This window comes from Streptomyces sp. NPDC041970 (assembly GCF_055588985.1).
In genome coordinates, this window is sequence record NZ_JBVJCD010000001.1 from 241,063 (window position 1) to 265,739 (window position 24,677).

A 24,677-nucleotide genomic window follows, 5' to 3' on the forward strand; every position below is an offset into this window, starting at 1 on the left:
TGCGCGACGGCGCGGTGCGTCCGGCCTGATCGTCAAGAAGCATAGGCGAGCGCGGACGGCCGCCGGAGCGCCGCCCGCCAGGCGGCGGGGAGGGAGCCGTCCGTCCGGCCGGACGGACGGCTCCCTCCCTGGAAGGCCGTGGTGCGTACGGTCACGCCTCGACGCTCATCCCCTGGCGAAGCCGCTGGACGATGCGGTTGAGCAGCCGCGACACGTGCATCTGGGACACGCCCAGCTCCGCGCCGATCTGCGCCTGCGTCATCTCGGCCCCGAACCGCATCTGCACGATCCGGCGCTCCCGCTCGTCGAGCTGCTCCAGCAGCGGCGCCAGCGTGTGCAGGTTCTCGACCGTCTCCATCGCCGGGTCGGTCTCGCCCAGCACGTCGGCGTACGCCCGCTGCTCCTGGCCCGAGTCGCCGTCCGACGCCGGGGTGTCGAGCGAGCCCGCCGAGTAGCCGTTGGCGGCGACGAGGCCCTCGATGACCTCCTCCTCGGGGAGGTCGAGGTGGGCGGCCAGCTCCTTGACGGTGGGGTCGCGGTCGAGCCGCGCGGAGAGCTGCTCCTTGGCCTTGGCCAGGTCCACCCGCAGCTCCTGGAGCCGCCGCGGCACGTGCACGGACCAGGTGGTGTCGCGGAAGAAGCGCTTGATCTCACCGACGATGTAGGGCACGGCGAACGTGGCGAACTCCACCTCGCGGGAGAGGTCGAACCGGTCGATCGCCTTGATCAGCCCGATCGTGCCGACCTGGATGATGTCCTCGGCGTCGTCGCCGCCGCGGTTGCGGAACCGGGACGCGGCGAAGCGGACCAGGGAGAGGTTCATCTCGATGAGGGTGTTGCGCGCGTACTGGTGCTCGCGCGTGCCCTCCTCCAGGAGCTGGAGGCGGTCGAAGAAGATCTTCGACAGGGCCCGTGCGTCCTGCGGGGCGACCTTGCCGGCGTCCTCGACCCAGGGCAGTTCGCCGCCGACGGCGCCCGTCCGCGTGCCGACCCGGTCCTCGACCGGCGACGCCGTCGCTCCGGTGGCTCGCACTGACATCGCCGCCATGGTGTCACCCTCCCTGTTGCTCACTGTGTCGGAGCCTCGTCTGCCCCGTGCCGGAGAGGCCATGCCTGACTCATCCGTCTTTTTTTCCTGTTCTTCTTTCCGGCCCGCTCCTGCGGAAACGGGGTCGGAAGCGCGCTCCGCGCCGCCCGAACGGAGCAGTGGTCCGCACATGGCAGACTTGAGCGGGGTGTTTCGGCCGCGGTGATCGAGGCCCCGCGGCCCGAAGACGACAGAGGAACGGCAATGACGGTGACAGACGACAGCCCGGAGCTCGCTCCCGACGTCGAGGAGTTCGGTCCGGGAATCGACCCCGAGCGGCTGGCCGTCTGCCTGAGCGTGCTGGACGAGCTGGACCGGATCGAGGTCGACCACCCGGACGCCATCGCCGTACGCCGGGCCACCGCCGGGATCTACCGCACCGTGAAGCAGCGCCGCCGCCAGGAGCGCCGGGCCGCGAAGACCGCCCACGACCGGGCCGTCACCGAGGCCACGGCGACGGGCTCGGCCGACCGCATCGACGACGAGACCCAGGGCGTACTGCCCTCCTCCTCCGTCGAGGCCGAGATCGCGGGCGTGCTCCAGCGGCCCCGCTCCTGCTACATCTGCAAGACCCGCTACGTCGAGGTGGACGCGTTCTACCACCAGCTCTGCCAGTCCTGCGCCAAGGAGAACCGCTCCCGCCGCGACGCCCGCACCGACCTCACCGGACGCCGGGCGCTGCTCACCGGCGGCCGCGCGAAGATCGGCATGTACATCGCGCTGCGGCTGCTGCGCGACGGCGCGCACACCACCATCACCACCCGCTTCCCCAACGACGCGATCCGCCGCTTCAAGGCGATGCCGGACAGCGACGCGTGGATACACCGGCTGAAGATCGTCGGCATCGACCTGCGCGACCCCGCCCAGGTCGTCGCGCTGGCCGACTCGGTCGCCGCCGAGGGCCCGCTGGACATCCTGATCAACAACGCGGCCCAGACGGTGCGCCGCTCCCCGCAGGCCTACAGCGAGCTGGTCAACGCCGAGTCGGCCCCGCTGCCCGCGGGCGTGCTGCCGGCCGCCGAGGTCATCGGCACCTTCGGCAGCGGCACGGTCGACCGGGTGGCCGCGCTGCCCGCCGCCCGCAAGGAGGGGCTGAGCGCCCAGGAGGTCACGGACCTCGCCCTGGTCACCGGCTCCGCCTCCCCGGCGCGGATCGCCGCGGGCACCGCGATCGACGCCGGAGGGCTCGTCCCGGACCTGCACGACACCAACAGTTGGATCCAGACCGTGGAGGAGGTCGAGCCGATCGAACTCCTGGAGGTCCAGCTCTGCAACTCCACCGCGCCGTTCATCCTGATCAGCCGGCTCCGCCCGGCGATGGCCGCGACCGCCGCGAAACACGCCTACGTCGTCAACGTCTCGGCGATGGAGGGCGTCTTCAGCCGCGGCTACAAGGGTGCGGGCCACCCCCACACCAACATGGCCAAGGCCGCGCTCAACATGCTGACGCGCACCAGCGCCCAGGAGATGTTCGAGAAGGACGGCATCCTGATGACGGCCGTGGACACCGGCTGGATCACGGACGAACGCCCCCACCCGGACAAGATGCGCCTGGCCGAGGAGGGCTTCCACGCCCCCCTCGACCTGGTGGACGGCGCGGCACGGGTCTACGATCCGATCGTCCGGGGCGAGGCGGGCGAGGCGCTCTACGGCTGCTTCCTCAAGGACTACGCCCCCGCCAACTGGTAGCCCGAACGGCGCAACGAGGCCGTCCGCCCCGGTGCGGCGGCCCGGAACCCGGCTCAGGACCCCTCCTGGCCGGGTTCTCGCCGTATGCGGTGGCGGAAAGTGGCCTACCGCACACGTTCTATCGAGCGCAGCGTCGCTCATTTGGTTACGCTGAGGCGAACGGACGCCATCGAGGAGCCCACGAAGGCCCTTCGACCGTCCTGGGACATGGCCGGAAACCCGGCCGCTGCCCCGCCCCGAACCGGCGCCACCGCGACCGACGTATCCCAGCCCTGCCCCCTGCGGGGCGGTCGCCGCCCCGGCCTCGGCTCCGGAGCGGCGATGACGCCCTGGGCGACGCCACACTAAGGAGTGCGCGGTGACGACACCGGAACTGACCAAGCGCGAGACACGCCCCGCCGAACGCGGCGGACAGCGGCCCGGCCGCCCCGAGAAGCTGCGGAACCTCGAGGTCTGGGCCCGATCCGCCCCGATCCGGCTGGCCGGCTACGAGGACGACCTCGCCGAGCCGCACATCCTGCCCGGCGTCGACTGACCGCGCGGCGTGCGCCCCCGGCCCGTGCCTCACCCCTCCCGCCCCGGCGGGAGGGGCCGGGACACGGGCCGCAGGTATTCCCGTACGTAGGCGCGGCGCCACCAGCACCCGGTCTCCCGCAGCTCCCGCGGGTCGGTGAACCGGTAGTGGTACACGCGGGCCCGCACATGCCGGGGCGGGGCGCCGGGGAACGGGTTGCGCCCCAGCAGCCGGAGCGTGTCCCGGTCGCCTTCGAGCAGCCGCTCGACGAACGGCCCGAACCAGGACCGCGCGTACGCGGGGGAGAGCGCCGCGAACCACATCATCCAGTCGAGCCGCAGATGGTACGGGGCGAAGAGGCGCGGCAGCCGCCGCGGATCGCCCGGCTTGCCGCGGAAGCCGTACTCCCGCCAGTCGGCGTCCTCGTCCGCCACCGGATCGGCGGTGCCCTCGACCACCACTTCCAGCCGTATCCGGCTGATGGAGCCGAACGCCCCATAGGTGTTGACGAGGTGCAGCGGATCGTAGGACCGGTTCATCGCCTGCCGCCGCGCGAGCAGATTGCGCGCCGGCCGGCGGCTGAGCACCAGCACCAGGGCGGTCACGGCGATGACCAGCACCTCGTACCAGAGCGGCGGCGCCGCCAGAGCGGGCGGCGGGCCGGCGAGCGGGGTCCAGTCGACCACGGACAGGGCCAGCGCGATGGTCAGCCAGTTCAGCCAGGCGAAGTTCCCCGACAGCACCAGCCAGAGCTGGGTGAGGACCATCAGCCCGGCGGCCGCGCTCGCCACCGGCTGCGGGGCGAACAACAGGAACGGGACCACAAGCTGGGTGACGTGGTTGGCGGCCGCCTCCACCCGGTGCACCGGCTTCGGCAGCCGGTGGAAGAACCAGCTCAGCGGGCCCGGCATCGGCTGGGTCTCATGGTGGAAGTCCAGACACGTCAACCGCCGCCAGCACGCGTCCCCGCGCAGCTTGATGAGCCCGGCGCCGAACTCCACCCGGAACAGCAGCCACCGCAGCAGCCACAGCACCAGCACCGGCGGGGCCGTGTCCCCGGAGCCGAGGAAGATCGCGAGGAACCCCGTCTCCAGCAGCAGCGACTCCCAGCCGAACCCGTACCAGACCTGGCCCACCTGGACGATCGAGAGGTACAGCACCCAGGGGAGCGCCCAGAGCGCCATGCCGCCCCCCAGCGGCAGCAGCCCGTCGAGCCCGGCGATCAGCGCCACCGACAGGGCACAGCCGCTCCAGGCGACGGCGGCGAAGAAGCGGTCGGAGTAGTGCAGCCGGAACAGGCCGGGCGCGGCCCTCCACGGGGTCCGCCGCAGCAGCTCGGGTACGGGCAGCATCCCGCGCTCGCCGATCAGCGCCCGGAACTGGAGCGCCGCGGAGAGGAAGGCGGCCAGATAGACCACGGCCAGGGCCCGCTGGAAGACCAGCCTGCTCAGCCAGTAGCCGTCTGCTGAGAACCACTCCATCCCTGCCAGTATCGGCCAGGCGTCAGCTCACGGCGACGATGCGGCGCAGCGCGCGGCCGAGCCTGCGGGCGTACCAGAGCTGCACGACCGGCACGAGGGGCCCGCCGAGCCGGGAGTACCAGGCGGCGGGGCGGGAGAAGGCCGTGACCGTGAACCACACCGTGCCGTCGTCCGCGAGGTCCGCCACGAAGCTCTCCTCGCCGCGCTCGGGGTGGCCGGGCAGCGTGCCGTAGCCGAAACCGGTGCGCCCCTCCTCCCCGTACGCCGTCCAGACCACTTCGCAGGGGGCGGTCAGGCGCAGGGGGCCGATGCCCAGGGACACCCGTACGCGCCCGCCTGGCTCCGCGCGTCGCGCGGAGGCGCGGACCCGCGCGCCCGAGGCGCGGTGCATCCGCCACTCGGTGATGGCCGCGCCGGCGGCGGCGAGGTCGGCCGCTCCCCGGCCGACCCGGACGCGGTGGCGCAGGTGGTGGTAGCCGCCGGGGAGCGGGCCGAGGCGGGTGGCCCCGACTTCGGGGTAGGTGAGCGTGGTCATGCGTCCCCCTGGCGCGGGCGGCCCGGTGTGACCGTGTCCCATGGTCGGTGTTTCGAGCCTAGGCGACCCGCTGAGCGCGTTCAAGGCGCGGTCCGTCCGCTTGCGGGCCGGTGCCCGGTGCGGCACAGATGGTGACATCCATCCGATCCACCGGGAGGCGGGAGAGCCCTGTGCGCTCATCCAGACGTTTCCGGCGCGCCGTGACCGCCGCGCTGTCCGCCGGGGTGCTCCTCGCCGCGGCCGGCTGCGGCGGCGGGGGAGAGCGGACGGCGAAGGGCACCACCACCGCCGCCGCCGTGGCCGAGGACGTGCTCCTCCAGCCGCTCGGGGCCCCCGGCCCCGGCCCCTTCACCGCGTCGACCGTACGGACGGCGCCCTCCCCGACGCCCCCGGCGGCGCCGGACACCGGGGCGCCGCCCGCCCCGCGGCCGGCCCGACCGGTCTCCGGCGCGTCGCCCGGCCTCTACGGCGGCGCCCGGTCCACGCCCTCGTGCGACGTCGCACGGCAGATCCGCCTCCTGACGGACCACGAGGACAAGGCGAGCGCCTTCGCCGGGGCGGCCGGCATCGAGGCCGTACAGGTCCCCGGCTACCTCCGCTCGCTCACCCCCGTCGTCCTGCGCGCCGACGTACGGGTCACCGGCCACGGCTACGGTTCCGGCTCGGCGACCGCCTTCCAGGCCGTGCTCCAGGCGGGCACCGCCGTCCTGGTCGACGGCCGGGGGCTGCCGCGCGTCCGCTGCGCCTGCGGCAACCCGCTGGAGCGGCCCGCGGCCGCCGACGGGAAGGCCGCCCACCGGGGCGAGCGCTGGCCCGGCTTCGACCCCGGGCGGACCGTGGTCGTCGAGCCCAGCGCCGACGTGCTCACCGCCCTCGTCATCGCGGACACGGACGACGGCACCTGGATCGAGCGGACCGTCGGCGACGGCGGCGGACGCGACCGGACCCCGGAGGACCCGCCGCCGTTCGAGCCGGGTGACGCTCCGTTCCTCCCGGACCCCACCGGCCCCGCCGAGTCCGCCTCCCCCTCCGCCCCGGACGAGGCGCCCGACTGCCCGCCGTCCTCGTCCCCCGAGGACCCCGGCTGCCCGCCGACGGACGGCGGCCCCGGCACCGAGCCGCCCGACGACCCCGGCACCCTGCCGCCGGGGGAGCCGTGGGAGTTCGAGGAGGAGGGCGACCCCGACGCGGTGCCCGAGCCGACGCAGGTCTTCCCCGGCGAGCCGGACGAGCACCTGGAGCCCGACGCCCCCGAGCCGTTCGCCGGCTGACCCCGCACGGCGCGCCGACCGCGCCCGCCCGGCGGATCGATCCGCCCCGCGTCCCCCGGATGCCGGGCGGACCGCTCGAAGAATCGGACAGAGGGTGACAGAGTGGCCTCCATGGATGATCGGGCAGCGGGCGCCCCGTCCCGCCCCGACGACTGGCCCGCCCACCCGGACCTCAGCCTCGCCCTGAACCGCATGGGCAGCTTCGACTGGGATCTGGACACCGGCCTCATGCACCTGGACCGACCGGCCCTCGACGTGTTCGACCTGACCCCGGACGAGTACGACGACCGGCCGGCCTCGCTCGCGCGGCGGGTGCCGAGGGACGAGGGCGTACGCCTGGACGCGATGGTGTCCCAGGCCCTCAAGAGCGGCCGCGCGAACTACGGGGCGTACTTCCGCATCCAGCGGCGCGACGGCACCCCGCGCTGGACCCACACCCAGGGCTTCGTGCGGCGGGACGCGACGGGCCGCCCCCGGCGCATCATCGGCATCGTCCGCGACGCCACCCAGGAGCTGGCCGACTCCACCGCCCGGCGCGAGCTGGACGACGAGCGGCGCCGGCGCACCGGCCTGGTCCAGGGCGCCACGGCCGCGCTCGCGCACGCCCGCACCGTGAAGGACGTCATCGCCGTCCTCAAGAACTCCGAGGGGCTGGCCCACCTCGGCGCCGCCGGCCTCGTCATGGGCCTGCTGGAGTCAGGCCGCATCCACCTCGTGGCCGACGGCCCCGACGGCGCGAACCGGCCCGGCGCCCGCTACACCCGAGTGGACGAGCAGGACCCGATGAGCGAAGTGGTCCGGACCCTCGCCCCGCGCTTCATCGAGTCGGCCGACGACTTCGCCGCCTCCTACCCGGACCTGTGGCCCCGCGTCAGCCGTCTGCGGATCACCTCGGCCGCCTACCTGCCGCTGATCGCCCAGGCCCGCCCGATCGGCGCACTCGGCCTCCTCTACGGCGACAAGGCCGGCTTCAACGCCGACGAGCGCAACCTGCTCATGGCGCTCGGCACCTCGATCGCCCAGAGCCTCCAGCGGGCGATGCTCTACGAACAGGAGCACGACCTCGCCGAGGGGCTCCAGCAGGCGATGCTGCCGCGCCGCATCCCGGCCGTGCCGGGGGCCCAGGTCGCCGTCCGCTACCGCGCGGCCCGCCTCGGCCAGGACATCGGCGGCGACTGGTACGACCTGATCCCGCTGCCCAGCGGCCGCGTCGGCGCCGTCATCGGGGACGTACAGGGGCACGACACCCACGCCGCCGCCGTCATGGGCCAGTTGCGGATCGTCCTGCGCGCCTACGCCGCCGAGGGGCACAGCCCGGCCACGGTGATGGCCCGCGCCTCCGTCTTCCTCGACGAGCTGGACACCGACCGCTTCGCCACCTGCACCTACGTCGAGGCCGACCTGACCACCGGGGTCCTCCAGGTCGTCCGCGCCGGGCACATGGACCCGCTGGTGCGCGACGTGGACGGCAGCTGCCGCAGGATGCCCGCCGAGGGCGGGCTGCCGCTCGGCCTCTCGGCGGAGTTCGGCCGCCTGGAGTACCCGGTCGAGACCGTCGAGCTGGATCCCGGCCAGACGATGATCCTGTTCACCGACGGCCTGGTCGAGCTGCCCGGCTCCGACCTCGACGAGGGCATCCACCTGCTCTGCACCCGCGTCACCAACGGCCCCCAGGACCTCCAGCGCCTGGCCGACCAGCTCTGCGAGGCCGTCGACGGGCGCGGCGGCCAGGACGACGTCGCCCTCCTGCTGCTGCGCCGCCGGACCGCCCACGCCCCCCAGCCGGGCGGCCGGCTCCAGCAGCACGTCGCCCAGAACGATCCGGAGGCGCTCAGCTCCGCCCGTCACATGATCCGGGCCGCCGTCCGCGCGTGGGGGGCCGAGGACCGCGCCGACGAGATCGAGCTGGCGGCCGACGAACTGATCACCAACGCCCTCATGCACACCGACGGCGGCGCGGTCGTGACGGTCCGGGTGCTCACCGGCCCCGAGCGGCGGCTGCGCGTCGACGTCGAGGACCGCTCCAGCGCCCTGCCCCGGCGCCGGGACGCGGGGGAGTCCGGGGTGTCGGGGCGCGGCCTGATGCTGGTCGACCTGCTCGCCGACGTCTGGGGTGTGGAGGCCCGAGGCAGCGGCAAATGCGTGTTCTGCGCCTTCCGCGTCCCCGAGCGCCGCGCGACCGGCGGGGGGCCCTGAGCCGGGCGGGCCGCGACACGGCGGCGGGCCCGAGGGCGACCGCCACCCGCGTACCGCCGCGACTCCGACCACCCGGAGGCCGTGCCGTGCGGCGGGGCGCGGCGTCCTGGCGGGCGGCCGCCCCCCGGCTGCGGCAGGCTGGAGACATGCCCGAGCTGCCCGAAGTCGAAGCCCTGCGGGTCTTCCTCGACGACCACCTGACCGGCAAGGAGATCGTCCGCGTCCTGCCGCTGGCGATCAGCGTCCTGAAGACGTACGACCCGCCGCTCACCGCCCTGGAGGGCGCGACCGTCGCCTCGGTGGCCCGGCGCGGCAAGTTCCTCGACATCGAGGCGGGCGGGCTGCATCTGTGCGTCCACCTCGCACGGGCCGGCTGGCTGCGCTGGCAGGACTCCTTCCCCGCCGCCCCGCCCCGCCCCGGCAAGGGCCCGCTCGCCCTGCGGCTGGTGACCGCGGACGGCGACGGGTTCGACCTGACCGAGATGGGCACCGCCAAACGCCTCTCCGTCCACCTCGTCCGCGACCCGATGGACGTCCCCGGCATCGCCCGCCTGGGCCCGGACCCGCTCGCCGACTCCTTCGACCGCGACGCGTTCGCCGCGCTGCTCGCCGACGCGCGCCGCCAGATCAAGGGGGCGCTGCGCGACCAGTCGATCATCGCGGGCATCGGCAACGCCTACAGCGACGAGATCCTGCACGTGGCGCGGATGTCCCCCTTCAAACGCACCGCCGACCTCGGCGAGGAGGACACCACCCGCCTGTACACCGCCCTGCGCTCCACCCTCCAGGACGCCGTGGCCCGCTCCAGCGGGGTGGAGGCCGGGAAGCTCAAGGCCGAGAAGAGGAGCGGGATGCGGGTCCACGGGCGGACCGGCGAGGCCTGCCCGGTCTGCGGGGACACCATCCTGGAGGTCTCCTTCAGCGACTCCTCGCTCCAGTACTGCCCCACCTGCCAGACCGGCGGGAAACCGCTGGCCGACCGCAGGCTCTCCAAGTTCCTGAAGTGAGGCGCGGGGCGGCCGGGGACAGGCGCGCACCACCCGCGCCGAAACGCCCGCACCCCGCAGGGCTGCCCCCTACGCCCTGGCGGGCACGCGACGACGGCTACCGCGCCTCGCCGTGTTGTCGCAGCGCCCGAACACCTCCCGTACGCGGACGTTCCCCGCCTCGCGATGCACCGCGTCCGACGCCGCGCGCCGATCCACCGGGGACGACGCGGGACAGCCCTTAAACTCCGGCCTCATGCTGCGCGTACTCGCCGTCGACGACGAACAACCCGCCCTGGAGGAGCTGCTGTACCTCCTGCGCGCCGACCCGCGCGTCCGCAGCGCCGAGGGCGCCACCGGCGCGACCGAGGCACTGCGCCGCATCGGCGGCGCGGTGGAGGCCGGCCCCGGCGACCCCGCCGCGATCGACGTCGTCTTCCTCGACATCCACATGGCCGGACTCACCGGCCTCGACGTCGCCCAACTGCTCGCCGGGTTCGCCGCGCCCCCGCTCATCGTCTTCGTCACCGCGCACGAGGGCTTCGCCGTCCAGGCCTTCGACCTCAAGGCGGTGGACTACGTCCTCAAACCGGTCCGCCGCGAACGCCTCGCCGAGGCCGTGCGCCGGGTCGCCGAACAGGTGGGGGAGCGGTCCGCCCCCGTCCACGACAGTGCGGGCGACCAGATCCCGGTCGAGCTCGGCGGCGTCACCCGCTTCGTCCCGGTCGACGAGATCGCCTACGCCGAGGCGCAGGGCGACTACGCCCGCCTGCACACGTCCACCGGCAGCCACCTCGTCCGCATCCCCCTCACCACGCTGGAGGACCGCTGGCGCTCGCGCGGCTTCGTGCGCATACACCGCCGCCACCTCGTCGCCCTCGGACGGATCGACGAACTGCGCCTGGACGCGGGCGCGATGAGCGTACGCGTCGGGGAGGCCGAGCTGGCCGTCAGCCGCCGGCACGCCCGCACCCTGCGCGACCTGCTGATGCGTCAGGGCGGACGCTGATCCGGGCGGCCCGCGGGCCGGACGCCTTCCCAGTGCGGTGCGCCGACGCCTACACTCCGGGCCCATGTCCGCAGAGCCATCCCCCCGGCGGGAAGTGGTCACGGGGGAGCCGAGGCGGGTGCGCCCGCTGCCCCGCTACCGCACCCAGTCGGAGATCGACGAGCAGACCGCCCTCGGCGGCGCCTACGTACGCTCCCTGATGCGCGGCCAACTCCGGGCCGCCCTCACCGTCTTCGGCGCGCTGGCCCTCGTCGCGGGCGCCCTGCCCCTCCTGTTCGCCGCGCTGGACAGCTCCGCCCTGGTCTGGGGGGTGCTCGGCTTCGCCGCCCACCCGCCGCTCGTCCTCGCCGCCCGGTGGTACGTCCGCCGGGCCGAACGCAACGAACGCGACTTCGCCCGGCTGGTGGAGGGCCGCCCCGCCCCGTGAACGCCCCCGCCCCCGCGGCGTCCTGGGCGGCCGTGGCCCTGGTCGTCCTCGCCACCGTCCTCGTCGGCGGCTTCGGCCTGCGCGTCTCCCGGACGACCTCCGACTTCTACGTGGCCTCCCGCACCGTGCGCCCCCGCCTCAACGCCGCGGCCATCAGCGGCGAGTACCTTTCCGCCGCCTCCTTCCTCGGGGTCGCCGGACTCGTCCTCGTCCACGGCCCCGACATGCTCTGGTACCCGGTCGGCTACACCGCCGGATACCTGGTGCTGCTGGTCTTCGTCGCCGCGCCGCTGCGCCGCTCGGGGGCGTACACCCTGCCGGACTTCGCCGAGGGGCGGCTCGAGTCGCGGCCGGTCCGCCGGCTGGTGAGCGCCTTCGTCGTCGGGGCGGGCTGGCTCTACCTGGTGCCGCAGCTCCAGGGCGCCGGGCTGACCCTCCACGCCCTCACCGGTGCGCCCGGCTGGCTCGGCGGCGTGCTCGTCGCCGCCGTCGTGACCGCCGCCGTCGCCGCGGGCGGGATGCGCTCCATCACGTTCGTCCAGGTCTTCCAGTACTGGCTGAAACTCACCGCCCTCCTGGTCCCCGCGCTCTTCCTCGTCCTGGCCTGGCAGGGCGACGGGAGGCCCCGGATCAGCTTCGACGACCAGCTCACCGTCTTCCGCGCCGACCACCCGCTGTACGCCACCTACGGGCTGATCGCGGCGACCTTCCTCGGCACCATGGGCCTGCCGCACGTCGTCGTCCGCTTCTACACCAGCCCCAACGGGCGCGACGCCCGCCGCACCACCGTCGCCGTCCTCGCCCTGGTCGGCCTCTTCTACCTGCTGCCCCCGCTCTACGGGGCGCTCGGCCGGCTCTACACGCCCGAGCTGCGCCACGGCGGCGACGCGGACGCCGCCGTCCTGCTGCTGCCCGCCCGCGTCATCGGCGGTCTCGGCGGCGACCTGCTCGGGGCGCTGATCGCCGCCGGGGCGTTCGCCGCGTTCCTGTCCACCGCCTCCGGGCTCACCATGGCCGTCGCCGGGGTCATCACCCAGGACGTCCTGCCCGCACGGGGCGTGCGCCACTTCCGGCTCGCCACCGTCCTCGCCATCGCGGCGCCGCTCGCCGGTTCGCTGCTGGTCAGCCGGGTGCCGGTGGCCGACGCGGTGGGCATGGCCTTCGCCGTCTCCGCCTCCTCCTTCTGCCCCCTGCTCGTCCTCGGCATCTGGTGGCGGCGGCTCACCCCGCCGGGGGCCGTCGCGGGCCTCCTGCTGGGCGGCGGCTCCGCCCTCCTCGCGGTGGCCGTCACGGTCAGCGGCGCGGTCCGTCCGCCCGGCTGGCCGCACGCGCTGCTCGCCTGGCCCGCCGTGTGGTCCGTCCCCGTGGGCTTCCTCGCCATGGTCCTGGTCTCCCTCGCCACTCCGGGGCGCGTGCCGCCCGGCACCAACGCGGCCATGACCCGCTTCCACCTGCCCGAAGCCCTCACCGCGGCGCGTGCGGGGAGGGAGCGGTGACCGGGGCCTCGGTCGCCGCCCTGCTCGCGCTGCTCCTCGGCGGGGCGTTCCTGCTGGGCCGCCGCACCGCCCGCCCCGCGCGCCCCAGCGACGTCGGCACCCCCGTCGAGCACGCCACCTTCGAGACCCTGCACACCGCCTCCCTCGCCGCCCCGCCGCTGCGCGCCGGCCTCACCGAGGAGAGCGCCCGCCGCGCCGCGCGCCGCCTGCGCTCCCTGCTGGGCACCGACGCCCTCTGCCTCACCGACCGGGACCGGGTGCTGGTCTGGGACGGGGCGGGCCGGCACCACGGGCAGGACGTGATGGACCACCTCCGGGGGCTGCTGGACAACGGCCGCGACACCGCCTTCGACAGCGGGTGCGACGACCTGGACTGCCCGCTGCGCTGGGCCGTCGCCGTCCCGCTCACCGTGGACAACCGGGTGCTGGGCGCGCTCGTCGCCTACGCCCCGCGCGAGTCGGCGGTGCTGGCCCGAGCGGCCGGGGAGGTGGCGCGCTGGGTCTGCGTGCAGTTGGAGCTGGCCGAGCTCGACCGCTCCCGCACCCGGCTCATCGAGGCCGAGATCAAGGCGCTGCGCGCGCAGATATCCCCGCACTTCATCTTCAACTCGCTGGCCGCCATCGCCTCGTTCGTCCGCACCGACCCCGAGCAGGCGCGTGAACTGCTGCTGGAGTTCGCGGACTTCACGCGCTACTCGTTCCGCCGGCACGGGGAGTTCACCACTCTGGCGGACGAGTTGCACTCCATCGACCAGTATCTCGCGCTCGTCCGCGCCCGCTTCGGCGATCGGCTCGCCGTGACCCTCCAGGTCGCCCCGGAGGTGCTGCCGGTCGCGCTGCCGTTCCTGTGCCTCCAGCCGCTGGTGGAGAACGCCGTCAAGCACGGTCTGGAAGGGGCGGTCACCCGCAGCCGCATCACCATCAGCGCCCTGGACGCCGGGTCGGAGGCCGAAGTGGTCGTCGAGGACGACGGGACCGGCATGGACCCCGGACGGCTCCGGCAGGTCCTGCGGGGCGAGGGCGGCGCCTCCACCGGCATCGGGCTGCTCAACGTGGACGAGCGGCTGCGCCAGGTCTACGGGGACGACTACGGGCTCGTCATCGAGACCGGCGTCGGGGCGGGCATGAAGGTCACGGTGAGACTGCCCAAGTACCGGGCGGGGGTGCACGGTTCCTGAGCCCGTGCACCCCGGTTCGGCAGAGGTGGACGGCCAGGCGCCCCCAGCGGCGGCCCCGGTCGCCACGCGGGAACTCCAGGGTCGCCGGCCCGGTCGGATCGCCGCTCCGCAGCAGCTCGTCCGCGACGTACCCGGTGGCCGGCCAGGTCATCGGCACCGGCGGTCCGGAGCCGCCGGTCCCGCCCGTCGCGGCACCGTCCTCGGGGTCCTCGGGACGCATCCCGCTCGCCTCCTTCCTCGTTCGGCACGGGCTTCACGCGGCGGTGAACCGGGGGCGGACGCCCCGCGTGGGCAGAAGGGGACGACAGGTCCGAGGAGACGAGGCCGTGATGAGCGCCGGGCCCGGTGACGACCCGCATGTCCGCCCGCTGCTGGGCGCGTACGTCCTGGACGCGCTGGACGCGGGGGAGGCCGGCCGCGTGGCACGCCACCTCTGGCGCTGCGACGGCTGCACCCGCCTCTACGCGGAGGTGGCCGAGGCCCCGGACCTGCTCGCGCTGGTCCGCGCCGAGGATCTGGGGGAGTAGCCGGGCAGCGTGCGCGACAGCGTCCGCAGGGCGTAGTAGGAGCGGGACTTGACCGTGCCGGCGGGGATTCCGAGCGCCGCGGCCGTCTCGCCGACGCTCAGCCCGCGGAAGTAGATCTGCACCAGCACCGCCCGGTGCTCGGGGCTGAGCGTGCGGACCGCCTCGCGCACGTCCAGGGCGCGGACGGCCGCGTCCGCGGTGTCCTGGGCAGCGGGGGTGCTCTCCAGCACCGTGTCGCCGACCTCGACCGGTCGGGCCTGCCGGGAGCGCCGCGCGTCGATGGCGAGGCGGCGGCCGACGGTGAACAGCCACGGCCGCATCGACGCGTAGGGCGCGGCGAAGGCCTCGGGGTGCTGCCAGGCCCGGACGAGGGTCTCCTGCACCAGGTCCTCGGCGCGCTGCCGGTCCCCGAACGTCAGGCCGAGCAGGAAGCGGAACAGGGCGGGGCCGTGTTCCCGCTGCAACTCCGCGATGGCCCGTTCATCGGTCGTCGCCGTGCTCTTCATGGACGCCCTCTCCCGCCGTCGCCGCCGGCTCTCCGTTGCCGACGGGCGTATCCGACCCCATGCGCGGGCGCGGGAACAGGCGGTGTGCCGAGGTGTGCGACGAGCGGTCGCTCAGTGCGGCGAATGGTGCGGTGAACGGTCGAGGGGCCGTGCGGGTCGGTCGGTACGACCAGTTCAGCTAGGTGTGCGGCCATGCTCCTTGCACGACCGGTATGAAGATATGTGTGGTCATGTGGTCGTAATGATCCCTCCAGGGAGTCGAGCAGATGACCCAGCCCATCCGACCGGGCGTGGCGGCCGCCATCGCCCTGCTGCTCGCCGCGGCCACCGGCTGCGCCGGGCAGCGACCGCCCGCCCCCGAGCCCGACGAGGCGCCCGCCGCGCGGGGCTCCGGCGGCCAGGACGCCGAAGGGCCCCGCCCCTTCACCCTCCTCGCCTCGGGCGACGTCCTGCCCCACTCCTCCGTCATCGACCGCGCCGCCGCCGACGCGGACGGCCGGGGCTACGACTTCGCCCCGATGCTGGCCGGCGTCGCCCCGGTCGTCTCCCGCGCGGACCTGGCCCTCTGCCACATGGAGACCGTCTACGGGAAGGCCGGCGGCCCCTACACCGGCTACCCGAGCTTCAGATCGCCGCCGGAGGTCGCCGCCGCGCTGCGCGCCACCGGGTACGACTCCTGCTCCACCGCCTCCAACCACACCCTCGACGACGGGGCCGAGGGCGTGCGCCGCACCCTCGACGCCCTGGACGACGCGGGCGTCCGGCACGCCGGGTCCGCCCGCTCCGCCGCCGAGGCCGCCCGTCCCACGATCCTCGCCGCCGGGCCCGGCAAGGGCGCGGCCAAGGTCGCCCACCTCGCGTACACCTACGGGATCAACGACGTCCCGGTCCCGGCCGACCAGCCGTGGACGGTCAACCTGATCGACGAACGGCGCATCGTCGAGGAGGCCCGCGCCGCCCGCCGGGCGGGGGCCGACGTCGTCGTGCTCTCCGCCCACTGGGGCACCGAATGGCAGGACGAGCCCGACGGCCGGCAGCTCGAACTGGCCCGCCGCCTCACCGCCTCGACCGACGCCGGCCGCCCCGACGTCGACCTCGTCGTCGGCACCCACGCCCACGTGCCGCAGGCGTACGAGAAGGTCAACGGCGTCTGGGTCGTCTACGGCATGGGCGACCAGATCGCCGGGGCGATGATCAACCACGAGGGCGTCCAGGACCCCCGCGGCAACCAGAGCTCGATGGGCCGCTTCACCTTCGCGCCGCCCTCCGAGCCCGGCGGCCGCTGGACCGTGGCGAAGGCGGAGTTCGTCCCGCAGTGGTACGACCCGGCCACCGGGCGCGCCGTCAACGTGAACGCCTCCCTGGACGCCGGGGCCGAGCATCTGCGCGAGGTCCGCGACCGCATCCGCCGCGTGGTCCTGGGCCGGGGAGCGGAGGCGGACGGGCTCGTCATGGGGAAGTAGCCCCCGGCGCCCGGCCTCCCTCCGGGGGCCGGGCTCGGCGCGCCGCCGCCGGGCGTACGCGGCCGGGTCGCCCGGCCCCGCGCGGGGCTGCGTCGATCGGGTGCAAAACGGACGGGGGCCGGTGTCGGCGGCCGGGGCGGGGGCACGGCCGTGCGAGCAGTTGGCCATGAGAAGTGAGCACACCGGCCCCGAGCGCCGCACCCTGCTGAGGGTCGCCCTCGGCCTCGGCGCCGCCACCGTCCCGCACCTGGTCTTCGCCGATCCGGCGTCGACGCCCACCCGTGCCGTCCGGGGCACGGGCGCCCCGCCCGCCGCGGCGGGACCCCCGGCGGGCGTCCGGGGCAGACCCACCCCGTACCGCCTGCGGCCCATGACGGCGAACCAGCCGCCCCCGTTCGGACCCGGCCGGCCGCCGGTGCGCACCCGGCCCTTCGAACACCTCCCCGACATCGGGCACGCGATGGTCCTCAGCTTCGACGACGGGCCCGACCCGCTGTACACCCCCGACATCCTGGCCACCCTGCGCAAGCACCGGGTCCGGGCGATGTTCTTCGTCTGCGGCGAGATGGCCGACGGCAACCGGGACCTGTTGCGCGAGATGGCGGACGACGGCCACGTCGTGGGCAACCACACCTGGTCGCACCCGCTCGTCCCCCCGCTCTCCCGCTCCGCCATCCGCGACGAGCTGGGGCGCACCAGCGAGGTGGTGCACGGGACGCTGGGGGCCCCGCCGCTGTGGTACCGGGCCCCGTACGGCGCGTGGAACCGCAACTCCTTCGAGATCGGCGCCGAGTTGGGCATGGAACCGCTGGCCTGGACCGTGGACTCGCTCGACTGGAGGACTCCCGGAACGGACACGATCGTCCGCCGCGTGCTGGGCGGGGCGGCCCCCGGCGTCGTCGTCCTCGCGCACGACGCGGGCGGCGACCGCACGCAGAGCGTCGAGGCCCTGCGCCGCTACCTCCCCCGGCTGCTGGACGCCGGCTACCGCATCACGGTGCCGCACCGGGTCTGAGCCGCACCCCCGCGCCCCGGCCGCCGACCGGGGCGCGGGGGCCGCGACCCGGTCAACGGGTGTCGACCAGCCGGGCGAAGACCACCACGTTGCCGTCGTAGCCGCCCGCCTTCGAGTAGGCCCCGCCGCAGGTGATCACCCGCAGCTCCGCGTGGCCGGTGTCGCCGTAGACCCTGGGGCCGGGGAAGTCGTCCTTGGAGAACACCTCCACGCCGTACACCTCGAAGACCCCGACCCGCCCGTCGTAGCGGGCGACCTCGACGCGGTGGCTCTTGCGGAGCGAGCCGAGGCCGTAGAAGACCGCGGGGCCGGACAGGTTGTCGACATGGCCCACGACCACGGCGGTGCCGCGCTGTCCGGGGGCGATGCCGTTCTGGTACCAGCCGGCGAGGTTGGGGTCCTCGGCGGGCGGTGCGTCGATCCAGCCCTCGGCGTCCAGGTGCACGTCCACGATGGGGGCGTCCACGTCGATGGACGGGATCTTCACGCGGGAGGCCGGGGCGTACGGGAGCGGCCGCACCGGCCCGCCCCGCGCGGCCGGCGCCTCGGCGCGCCCGCCGAGGTCGAGCGAGGCCGCCGCGGCGGGCTGCGGCGGGCCCGCGTCGCCGAACCCCGTGCCGTTGCGCATGAGCGCGAGACCGGTGAGCAGCACCAGGGCGACCGCGCCCCAGGGCACGCGTCCGGTCCGCCGGTCCCCGGCGTAGTCCCGGCCCATGGTTCTCCCTTCGTCGCGACGCTGTGAACGTTAGGGGCGCCGCGGGCGGGCGGCGATCAGGGCGGGGCGAACGGGTGGCGGCCCGGACCGGGCGACGGCGGGCCCGTGCCCATCGGAGTAATGAGCGGATAAAACTTCTGACACCCCGTGACCTGCGCCTCCGTCAGTTCGCGCGGTCCGCGCACGGCGTGTCGGGTCACCGGGGTGGAGCAGCGCCGAGGTGCGTGCCCCCCGTCCGCTGACGAGTGTTCGTCCTGGGAGGCGTTCTCGTCGATCCATTCCGGAGGAGAAGCCTCCGGGGCGTTTCCCGCTGGAGGTTCATCACGATGCGTGCTTCACGCGTTCTCGCGGTCACCGCGACCGCATTCGCGGCCGTCGGCCTCGCGGCCCCCATGGCCGCGGCCACCAACGGCCCGAGCAACGTCACCGTCACCCCGTACGCGGTCCACCAGGGCGCCACCTTGAAGATCACCGCGCAGGGCTGCGGCCACGGCGGCAAGGTCTGGTCGAACGCGTTCCCGACGACCGAACTCTCCGCGGGCGGCACCGGGTACGCCAGGGCCCACATCCGCCCCACCACCACGCCGGGGCACTACCACCTCTCCGTGAAGTGCAGCGACAACGACCGGATCGCGACGCACAAGTTCACCGTGCTCGCCGGCAACGGCGCGCAGGGCGGGCTCGGCGGCTCGATCGGCCCCAGCTCCGTGGAGACGCGGGTCGGCGGCGGCCTGGTGGCCGCGGCCGCCGTCGGCGGGGCGGTGTTCCTCGCCCGCCGCCGGCGGACCAGCCATGCGGCGTTCTGAGGCGTCGCGCCTCCCGCCCGGCCCGATACGCCCGTCGCCCCGAGCCCTGGACCAGGACTCGGGGCGACTGCCGTGCACCGCACGTCGCGCGGTCAGTGCCGGCGGCCGGTGCTGCCGCGGCGGCGGGTGAAGTAGAGGCCGCCCGCGGTGGCGGCGGCGACGAGGGCCGCCCCGCCGGCGAACTCCAGGGTGTCGGTCGTGCCGGAGCTCCCGCCGAGGCCGCCGCGTACGCCGCCGGGCACGAGGGCCGTGGAGCTGACGGTCGGGACGGTGGTGGGCCTCCTGGTGGGGGTGCTCGTGGCGCCGCCGGTGATCGTCAGGTTGACGCTGCGCGCGGTGCCCGTGGAACCGCAGGCGAACGTCACGGCGTACACGGCGCCCCGGCGGGCGTCCGCGTCGATGGTGGCCGTGGCGGTCGTGCCGCCGCTCGGGATGACGGTCGTGTCGAAGATGCCCGAGGTGACGGTCGTCTCGCCGGTGCACCCGCCGGACCCGAGGGTCACCCGGCCGCCCGGCGCGATGACCGAAGGGGTGATCGTCGGGTTGAACGTGCTGGTGGCTCCGTCCGGCGCGGCGTGGGCGGCGGGCGGGACCAGCAGGGCCAGGGCGCCGACGCCGAACAGGGCGAGCGGTGCGAGACGTATCGCGCGCATGGTGAATCCTCCGGGTTCCCCGAGGGGCAGTCTGCGGAACGATTTCCACATGACGGGAAAAATGCACCTCGATGCCCGACACGCTAGGAGCGGGGCCCGCCACCCGCGATCGGGGTCCGGCGAATGGGTCAGCGCGCTCCCCCGACCGGCTCACCGACCGGGGGCGGGGCGTCAGCGGGCGACCTCCGGGAACAGGTCCACGAACGGCGCGGTGGTGGCCGCGATACCCCGGCCGAAAGGCGAGTCGAAGGCCCAGATCAGGAAGAGCAGGAAGGCGATCAGCACGCTGAAGAGGCCCGCCAGGAGCAGTTCGCGGAAGGTTCTGCGGATCTGGAGGGCGAAGATCAGCCCGACGGTCACCAGCGCGCCGGTGATCAGGCCGAACCAGACCACGCCGGGCATCGTCGCCCCGGCGTTCTGCCCCCGCGAGCCGCGGGCGTCGTCCGCGGCCGCCACCTGGTCGACCAGCGGTTGGTAGGCCTGCCCCTCGTGGTCGTCCCTCGGCCGGTAGTCGGTCACATCCGCCCGCACCCGGTCCAGCAGCTCCGCGCCGCGCGCGGTGAGTTCGCCCCGCTCGGACATCACCCGCCACTCCTCGTGGACCACGTGGTCGACGTAGGCGTCGACGTCGGCCCGGACGCGGTCGCGGACCTCGGCCGGGTAGACGGAGACGCGGGCCCGCACCTCGTGCAGCGCCTGCGCCTCCAGGCGCACGGACTCCTGGGCGGCGCCGCGCCCCTCCCAGACCCCGGCGATGGCCAGGCCCAGGACGATCGCGTACACCACGCCGATCATCATCGTCATGTACTCGATGACGTCGGGCGTCTGTGACGGGTCGTCGTCGTCGCCGAGCCGGCGGTTGTTGAGGACGGCGATGGTGAGGACGACCGCACAGGCGGACGCCATGGCAATGCTCAGCACGATCCATTCGGACATGCGTCTCTCCTGGTCAGCGGCGTGACCGCGGTCGCAGTACGGCCACGGCGAAGACCGCCGGGGCGGTGATCAACAAGGTCAGGGACACCAGCGACGGCCCGCTCCGCGGCTGCTTGCGGGTGAGCCCCCGGTACGCCGGCAGCGCCACGGACCGGTCCTCCGGCGGCTCCGGGTGCGCCGAGGCCCGCGGCGAGGGCTTCGGCACGGCCCGGACCGGTGGGGGCGGGGGCGGGGGCTGCGGCGACGGGGACGGCGGCGGCGCGACGATCGGCGGCGCGGCGGCCGGCGGAGGCGCGGGGGACGGGCGCGGCGGGGGCGGCGGGGGCGGGAGCGCGGAGGGCGAGGGCGACGGCGCGGGGGGAGGCGGCGGCGACGGTGAAGGGGGCGGCGGGGACGGCGACGGCGTCGGCGACGGCGTCGGTGAGGAGGGAGAGGGTGTCGGCCGCGGCGGGTGAGGAGACGGGGGGTGCGTCCCGCAGCCCCTGCCGCCCGCCACGGCGACCGCGGAGGCGCCGTCCCGCCCGACCGCGGCCACCGCGCAACTGTCGGCGTGTGCGGGCGGCGGAACGGCCGCCAGCCAGAGGAGCGCGGCGGCCGCGGTGAGCCGCCCAGTGAGTAATCCGTACACGAGGGCGAGCATGGAGCCGGTTGCCCGAGGACACGCGGGTGGTGCGGATAATTCGCCTGATCGTGGGGACAACGGTCCATTCATGTTTACGTCGAGAGGCCGCCGCCGCCCGGTGCGCCGGAACGTGACGGCCCCTGGGCGACGCCAGAGGGCCGCCGGAAGTCGTCATGCCGTTTCCGTCGGCGCGGGCGACTTCTTCCCGGCGCCGGTGAATATCCGCCACGGCCGTGAACAACCGGCCAGGAGCCCCAAGTGGCCCCGAATCGGCGGGAATGGGCGCGCGGAGTTCCGGTCCGTCGCCGCCCGCGCACGGGCAGCGACGGTTCATCCGTACATGCCGCTGGAGTGTGACCAATAACGGATCGCTGATTTCCGTTTCCGCTCGCTCTCCTGGCGGACGGTCAGTAACCTCTGGTCAACACTGACCATGAACATGGCCGGACCGCCGTGGCGACTTGTTGGAGACATCGATGGAGCGTCCCGCCTGGGCACCGCTGGGCACCGACATTACGGTGCCGAGCGTGTCCCGCATGTACGACTTCTATCTGGGCGGATCGCACAATTTCGAGGTCGACCGGGAAGTCGCGCGCAAGGCCATGGAGTTCCTTCCCGGCCTTCCCAAGATCGTGCAGGCCAATCGGGCCTTTATGCGGCGCGCCGTCCGCTACGCGGTCGGCGAGGGAATCACCCAGTTCCTGGACATCGGCTCCGGCATCCCGACCTTCGGCAGCGTCCACGAGGTAGCCCGGAGCGCCGACCCCGAGGCCCGCGTGGCGTACGTCGACCACGACCCGGTCGCCGTCGCCCACGGCCAGGCCGTACTGGAGGGCGACGACCGCGCGGTCGCCGCCTCGGCCGACCTGCGCCGCCCCGAGGAGATCCTGACCGACCCCGGCGTCACCGCCCTGCTCGACCTCGACCGCCCGGTGGCCCTGCTGCTGGTCGCGGTGCTCCACTTCGTCGAGGACGCCGACGACCCGCGCGCCGCGGTCCGCGCGCTGCGCGACGCCCTGGCGCCCGGCAGCCTGCTCGTGCTGACCCACGCCTCCTACGACGGCATCCCGCGCTCCGAGAAGGAGGCGGCCGGCATGGTCGACGTCTACCACGCCATCCGCACCCCGCTGGTCATGCGCTCGCGCCAGGAGGTCGCCCGGTTCTTCGACGGGTTCGCCATGGTCGAGCCGGGACTGGTGTCGATGCCCGAGTGGCGGCCCGAGGACCCGCAGGCGCCGCAGGGGGAAGACCCGTTCGCCTTCTCGGGCTTCGCAGGGGTTGGGCGCAAGGCGTGACCATTCCCGCCCAGGCGTCCGGCGAGCCGGACGCGGAACCGGACGGCCCGGAAGACCGGCTCAGGAGATTCGCCAGAATCTGGAGCCGCGCCATCTTCCCCCTGACCGCCACATCGTTGACCCGGCCGGAGTTCGAGGAGCACCTGCTGCCCCTGGCACGCGAGCTGAGCGCCGTCCTGCACGCCCACCCCTTCGACGCCTCGCCCGCCCAGCGGATCGGCGCGGCCCTGGTCGACGCGCACTGCACCCACCCGGACGCCCTCAGCTCCACGCTCGGCGTCGTCGACTCCTACCTCGTCCTGTACTGCGGGGGCAACGGCCCCGGCGGGCTGTCCACCGAGGACGGCCGGGCCCGCTGCGCCCGTATCCAGCACACGATGGCCGCCGGCTTCTCCCGCGCCCTGCGCGAACGCACGCTGGCGGAGCAGGAGGCCATCGCCCGCTCGGCGCTGACCGCCCGCTCGCACGCGGAGGAGGCCCTGCACGCCACGCAGGCGCGGTTCCGCGCGGTCTTCCGGGACGCCGCCATCGGCATCGGCATCGCCGACCTGGACGGGAAGGTCCTGGAGGTCAACGACACCCTCACCAAGATGTTCGGCGGTCTGGAGCACCACGTCCTCAGCCACAAGCTGAACGAGTGGGTCCACCCCGAGGACTCGCCCCAGGTGTGGAAGTACTACAACGAGCTGGTACGCGGCGAACGCGACCACTACCGGGTCGAGAAGGCGTACTACCGCAACGACGGCACCGTCCTGTGGACCAACCTCACCGTCTCGCTGCTCCGCGACTCCGAGGGCCGCCCCGAATACCAGCTCGCCCTCATGGAGGACACCACCGAGCGGCGGCTGCTGAACCTGCGGCTGCGGTACGAGGCCACCCACGACGCGCTCACCGGCCTGCCCAACAGGACCCTGTTCTTCGAGCGGCTGGAGAAGGCGCTCGCGGCCGGGAGCGGCGCCCGCTTCGGCCTCTGCTACCTCGACCTCGACGGCTTCAAGGCCATCAACGACAGCCTCGGCCACGCGGCCGGGGACCGGTTGCTGGTCGAGGTCGCCGACCGGCTCCAGAGCTGCGCCACCGCGCCCGGCGAGATGGTCGCCCGGCTCGGCGGCGACGAGTTCGTGGCGCTCACCACCGGCCTGGACACCGCCGACGATGTGGACGAGCTGGCCTGCCGCATCCTGGGGGTCCTGGCCACCCCCGTCAGCATCGACGGCCGGGACCTGACCGTGCGCGGCTCGATCGGCATCGTCGAGGGCCGCGCCGGGGAGCGCACCGCCGCCGAGGTGCTGCGCAGCGCAGACATCACCATGTACCGGGCCAAGGCGGCGGGCGGCAACCGCTTCGAGCTCGCCGACGCGGAGTCCGACGCGCGGGCCATCACCCGGCACGGGCTGACCACCGCGCTGCCCACCGCCCTGGACCGGGGCGAGTTCTTCATCGAGTACCAGCCGCTCGTGCACCTGGGCGACGGCTCCGTGCACGGCGCGGAGGCGCTGGTGCGCTGGTGCCACCCGCAGCACGGGGTGCTCGGCCCCGACCGGTTCATCCCGCTCGCCGAGCGCACCGGGCTCATCGTGCCGCTCGGGCGCTGGGTGCTGGAGGAGTCCGTCCGGCAGGCCAACTTCTGGCAGGAACGTCACAGCGACGGCGGGCCGCTGCGGATCAACGTCAACCTGTCGCCGACCCAGCTCCACCACCCCCGGCTCGTCGCCGAGACGGTCGACGTCCTGGAGCGCTCCGGCCTCGAACCGGGCGCCCTCTGCCTGGAGGTCACCGAGTCGGCGCTGATCGGGGCCGACGACGACCTGCTCAAGCCGTTGAGGCAACTCGCCGAGATGGGCGTCGACATCGCCCTGGACGACTTCGGCACGGGCTACTCGAACCTGGCGAACCTGCGCCGGCTGCCCGTGAGCATCCTCAAGCTGGACCGTTCCTTCACGCGGGGGATGCAGCAGCACCCCGCGGACCCGGTCGACCTGAAGATCGTCGAGGGCATCGTCTCCCTGGCCCACAGCCTGGAACTGGCCGTGACCGTGGAGGGCGTCGAGACGGGGGCCCAGGCCGAACAGCTGCGCCGCCTGGGCTGCGACACCGCCCAGGGCTGGTACTACGCCCGGCCCGGCGCCCCGGACCGCATCCACACCCTGCTCCTGGCCGACGCGGTCTGACCCCGCGCCGGGGGGGGGGGGGGGGGGGGGGGGGGGGGGGGGGGGGGGGGGGGGGAAGGGGGGGGGGGGGGGTGGGGGGGGGGGGGGGGGGGTGGGAGT

General features: G+C 74.4%; 23 protein-coding genes. 16 read left to right on the top strand and 7 right to left on the bottom strand.

Annotation, left to right across the window (positions count from 1 at the left end):
• Nucleotides 1–151: 151 nt before the first annotated feature.
• Nucleotides 152–1,048: an RNA polymerase sigma factor SigF gene (locus tag ACZ6EJ_RS01035; RefSeq protein ID WP_469263529.1), complete on the bottom strand. Its 897-nt coding sequence runs from the start codon at nucleotides 1,046–1,048 to the stop codon at nucleotides 152–154.
• 243 nt (nucleotides 1,049–1,291) lie between these two features.
• On the opposite strand from ACZ6EJ_RS01035, the gene ACZ6EJ_RS01040 reads away from it, so the two are divergent.
• Together ACZ6EJ_RS01040 and ACZ6EJ_RS01045 are read left to right on the top strand one after the other, a co-directional pair.
• On the top strand, nucleotides 1,292–2,776 hold the full coding sequence (locus ACZ6EJ_RS01040) for an SDR family NAD(P)-dependent oxidoreductase (protein WP_469263530.1): 1,485 nt from the start codon (nucleotides 1,292–1,294) through the stop codon (nucleotides 2,774–2,776).
• Nucleotides 2,777–3,134: 358 nt separating this feature from the next.
• A complete protein-coding gene (locus ACZ6EJ_RS01045; RefSeq protein WP_469263532.1) occupies nucleotides 3,135–3,311 on the top strand; it encodes a hypothetical protein in 177 nt (58 codons plus the stop codon).
• 29 nt (nucleotides 3,312–3,340) lie between these two features.
• On the opposite strand, the gene ACZ6EJ_RS01050 is transcribed toward ACZ6EJ_RS01045, so the two are convergent.
• Nucleotides 3,341–4,771: a lipase maturation factor family protein gene (locus tag ACZ6EJ_RS01050; RefSeq protein ID WP_469263534.1), complete on the bottom strand. Its 1,431-nt coding sequence runs from the start codon at nucleotides 4,769–4,771 to the stop codon at nucleotides 3,341–3,343.
• A gap of 22 nt (nucleotides 4,772–4,793) precedes the next feature.
• On the bottom strand, nucleotides 4,794–5,306 hold the full coding sequence (locus ACZ6EJ_RS01055; protein ID WP_469263536.1) for a DUF1990 family protein: 513 nt from the start codon (nucleotides 5,304–5,306) through the stop codon (nucleotides 4,794–4,796).
• Between the two features lie 170 nt (nucleotides 5,307–5,476).
• Here ACZ6EJ_RS01055 and ACZ6EJ_RS01060 point away from each other — a divergent pair, with 170 nt between their 5' ends.
• The 8 genes from ACZ6EJ_RS01060 to ACZ6EJ_RS01095 all read left to right on the top strand — a co-directional run bounded on the left by ACZ6EJ_RS01060 (nucleotide 5,477) and on the right by ACZ6EJ_RS01095 (nucleotide 14,396).
• Nucleotides 5,477–6,577, top strand: coding sequence for a DUF6777 domain-containing protein (locus ACZ6EJ_RS01060; RefSeq protein WP_469263538.1), 1,101 nt, complete (start codon nucleotides 5,477–5,479; stop codon nucleotides 6,575–6,577).
• Nucleotides 6,578–6,688: 111 nt separating this feature from the next.
• Nucleotides 6,689–8,773, top strand: coding sequence for a SpoIIE family protein phosphatase (locus ACZ6EJ_RS01065; protein ID WP_469263540.1), 2,085 nt, complete (start codon nucleotides 6,689–6,691; stop codon nucleotides 8,771–8,773).
• Between the two features lie 146 nt (nucleotides 8,774–8,919).
• The gene (locus ACZ6EJ_RS01070; RefSeq protein WP_469263542.1) at nucleotides 8,920–9,780 is read left to right on the top strand and encodes an Fpg/Nei family DNA glycosylase; all 861 of its coding nucleotides are present in this window, start codon (nucleotides 8,920–8,922) and stop codon (nucleotides 9,778–9,780) included.
• 235 nt (nucleotides 9,781–10,015) lie between these two features.
• A complete protein-coding gene (locus tag ACZ6EJ_RS01075) occupies nucleotides 10,016–10,768 on the top strand; it encodes a LytR/AlgR family response regulator transcription factor (RefSeq protein ID WP_469263544.1) in 753 nt (250 codons plus the stop codon).
• A gap of 64 nt (nucleotides 10,769–10,832) precedes the next feature.
• Nucleotides 10,833–11,195, top strand: coding sequence for a hypothetical protein (locus tag ACZ6EJ_RS01080; protein ID WP_469263545.1), 363 nt, complete (start codon nucleotides 10,833–10,835; stop codon nucleotides 11,193–11,195).
• Complete coding sequence (locus tag ACZ6EJ_RS01085) at nucleotides 11,192–12,691, top strand: sodium/solute symporter (protein ID WP_469263547.1); 1,500 nt, start codon at nucleotides 11,192–11,194, stop codon at nucleotides 12,689–12,691. Before ACZ6EJ_RS01080 ends, ACZ6EJ_RS01085 begins: the two co-directional genes overlap by 4 nt.
• The gene (locus tag ACZ6EJ_RS01090; protein ID WP_469263549.1) at nucleotides 12,688–13,869 is read left to right on the top strand and encodes a sensor histidine kinase; all 1,182 of its coding nucleotides are present in this window, start codon (nucleotides 12,688–12,690) and stop codon (nucleotides 13,867–13,869) included. Before ACZ6EJ_RS01085 ends, ACZ6EJ_RS01090 begins: the two co-directional genes overlap by 4 nt.
• A 329-nt stretch (nucleotides 13,870–14,198) precedes the next feature.
• Nucleotides 14,199–14,396 (top strand): zf-HC2 domain-containing protein, encoded by a 198-nt coding sequence (locus ACZ6EJ_RS01095; RefSeq protein ID WP_469263550.1) that lies wholly within the window; start codon nucleotides 14,199–14,201, stop codon nucleotides 14,394–14,396.
• On the opposite strand, the gene ACZ6EJ_RS01100 is transcribed toward ACZ6EJ_RS01095, so the two are convergent.
• The gene (locus tag ACZ6EJ_RS01100) at nucleotides 14,330–14,902 is read right to left on the bottom strand and encodes a sigma-70 family RNA polymerase sigma factor (protein WP_469263552.1); all 573 of its coding nucleotides are present in this window, start codon (nucleotides 14,900–14,902) and stop codon (nucleotides 14,330–14,332) included. The two genes, ACZ6EJ_RS01095 and ACZ6EJ_RS01100, sit on opposite strands and share 67 nt — an antisense overlap.
• Before the next feature lie 266 nt (nucleotides 14,903–15,168).
• On the opposite strand from ACZ6EJ_RS01100, the gene ACZ6EJ_RS01105 reads away from it, so the two are divergent.
• Both ACZ6EJ_RS01105 and ACZ6EJ_RS01110 read left to right on the top strand, forming a co-directional pair.
• Nucleotides 15,169–16,365 carry a CapA family protein gene (locus tag ACZ6EJ_RS01105; protein ID WP_469263553.1) on the top strand — a complete coding sequence of 399 codons (1,197 nt, stop codon included), beginning with the start codon at nucleotides 15,169–15,171 and terminating at the stop codon, nucleotides 16,363–16,365.
• 166 nt (nucleotides 16,366–16,531) lie between these two features.
• Nucleotides 16,532–17,380, top strand: coding sequence for a polysaccharide deacetylase family protein (locus ACZ6EJ_RS01110; RefSeq protein ID WP_469263555.1), 849 nt, complete (start codon nucleotides 16,532–16,534; stop codon nucleotides 17,378–17,380).
• 52 nt (nucleotides 17,381–17,432) lie between these two features.
• Here the strand turns inward: ACZ6EJ_RS01110 and ACZ6EJ_RS01115 are convergent, their stop codons facing one another.
• The gene (locus ACZ6EJ_RS01115) at nucleotides 17,433–18,095 is read right to left on the bottom strand and encodes a class F sortase (RefSeq protein WP_469263557.1); all 663 of its coding nucleotides are present in this window, start codon (nucleotides 18,093–18,095) and stop codon (nucleotides 17,433–17,435) included.
• 326 nt (nucleotides 18,096–18,421) lie between these two features.
• Here ACZ6EJ_RS01115 and ACZ6EJ_RS01120 point away from each other — a divergent pair, with 326 nt between their 5' ends.
• The gene (locus ACZ6EJ_RS01120; protein ID WP_469263558.1) at nucleotides 18,422–18,901 is read left to right on the top strand and encodes a hypothetical protein; all 480 of its coding nucleotides are present in this window, start codon (nucleotides 18,422–18,424) and stop codon (nucleotides 18,899–18,901) included.
• A 92-nt stretch (nucleotides 18,902–18,993) separates the two neighbouring features.
• On the opposite strand, the gene ACZ6EJ_RS01125 is transcribed toward ACZ6EJ_RS01120, so the two are convergent.
• Nucleotides 18,994–19,554 (bottom strand): hypothetical protein, encoded by a 561-nt coding sequence (locus ACZ6EJ_RS01125; RefSeq protein WP_469263559.1) that lies wholly within the window; start codon nucleotides 19,552–19,554, stop codon nucleotides 18,994–18,996.
• Between the two features lie 171 nt (nucleotides 19,555–19,725).
• Entirely contained in the window at nucleotides 19,726–20,490 is a 765-nt protein-coding gene (locus ACZ6EJ_RS01130) for a bestrophin-like domain (protein WP_469263560.1), read from the bottom strand.
• Nucleotides 20,491–20,555: 65 nt separating this feature from the next.
• Between ACZ6EJ_RS01130 and ACZ6EJ_RS01135 the strand changes: the two genes are divergently transcribed.
• From ACZ6EJ_RS01135 to ACZ6EJ_RS01145, 3 genes are all read left to right on the top strand, one after another.
• A complete protein-coding gene (locus tag ACZ6EJ_RS01135) occupies nucleotides 20,556–20,945 on the top strand; it encodes a hypothetical protein (protein WP_469263561.1) in 390 nt (129 codons plus the stop codon).
• 643 nt (nucleotides 20,946–21,588) lie between these two features.
• Nucleotides 21,589–22,407 (top strand): SAM-dependent methyltransferase, encoded by an 819-nt coding sequence (locus ACZ6EJ_RS01140; RefSeq protein ID WP_469263563.1) that lies wholly within the window; start codon nucleotides 21,589–21,591, stop codon nucleotides 22,405–22,407.
• The gene (locus tag ACZ6EJ_RS01145; RefSeq protein ID WP_469263564.1) at nucleotides 22,404–24,578 is read left to right on the top strand and encodes a putative bifunctional diguanylate cyclase/phosphodiesterase; all 2,175 of its coding nucleotides are present in this window, start codon (nucleotides 22,404–22,406) and stop codon (nucleotides 24,576–24,578) included. The genes ACZ6EJ_RS01140 and ACZ6EJ_RS01145 overlap by 4 nt, the downstream gene beginning before the upstream one ends.
• Nucleotides 24,579–24,677 lie beyond the last annotated feature (99 nt).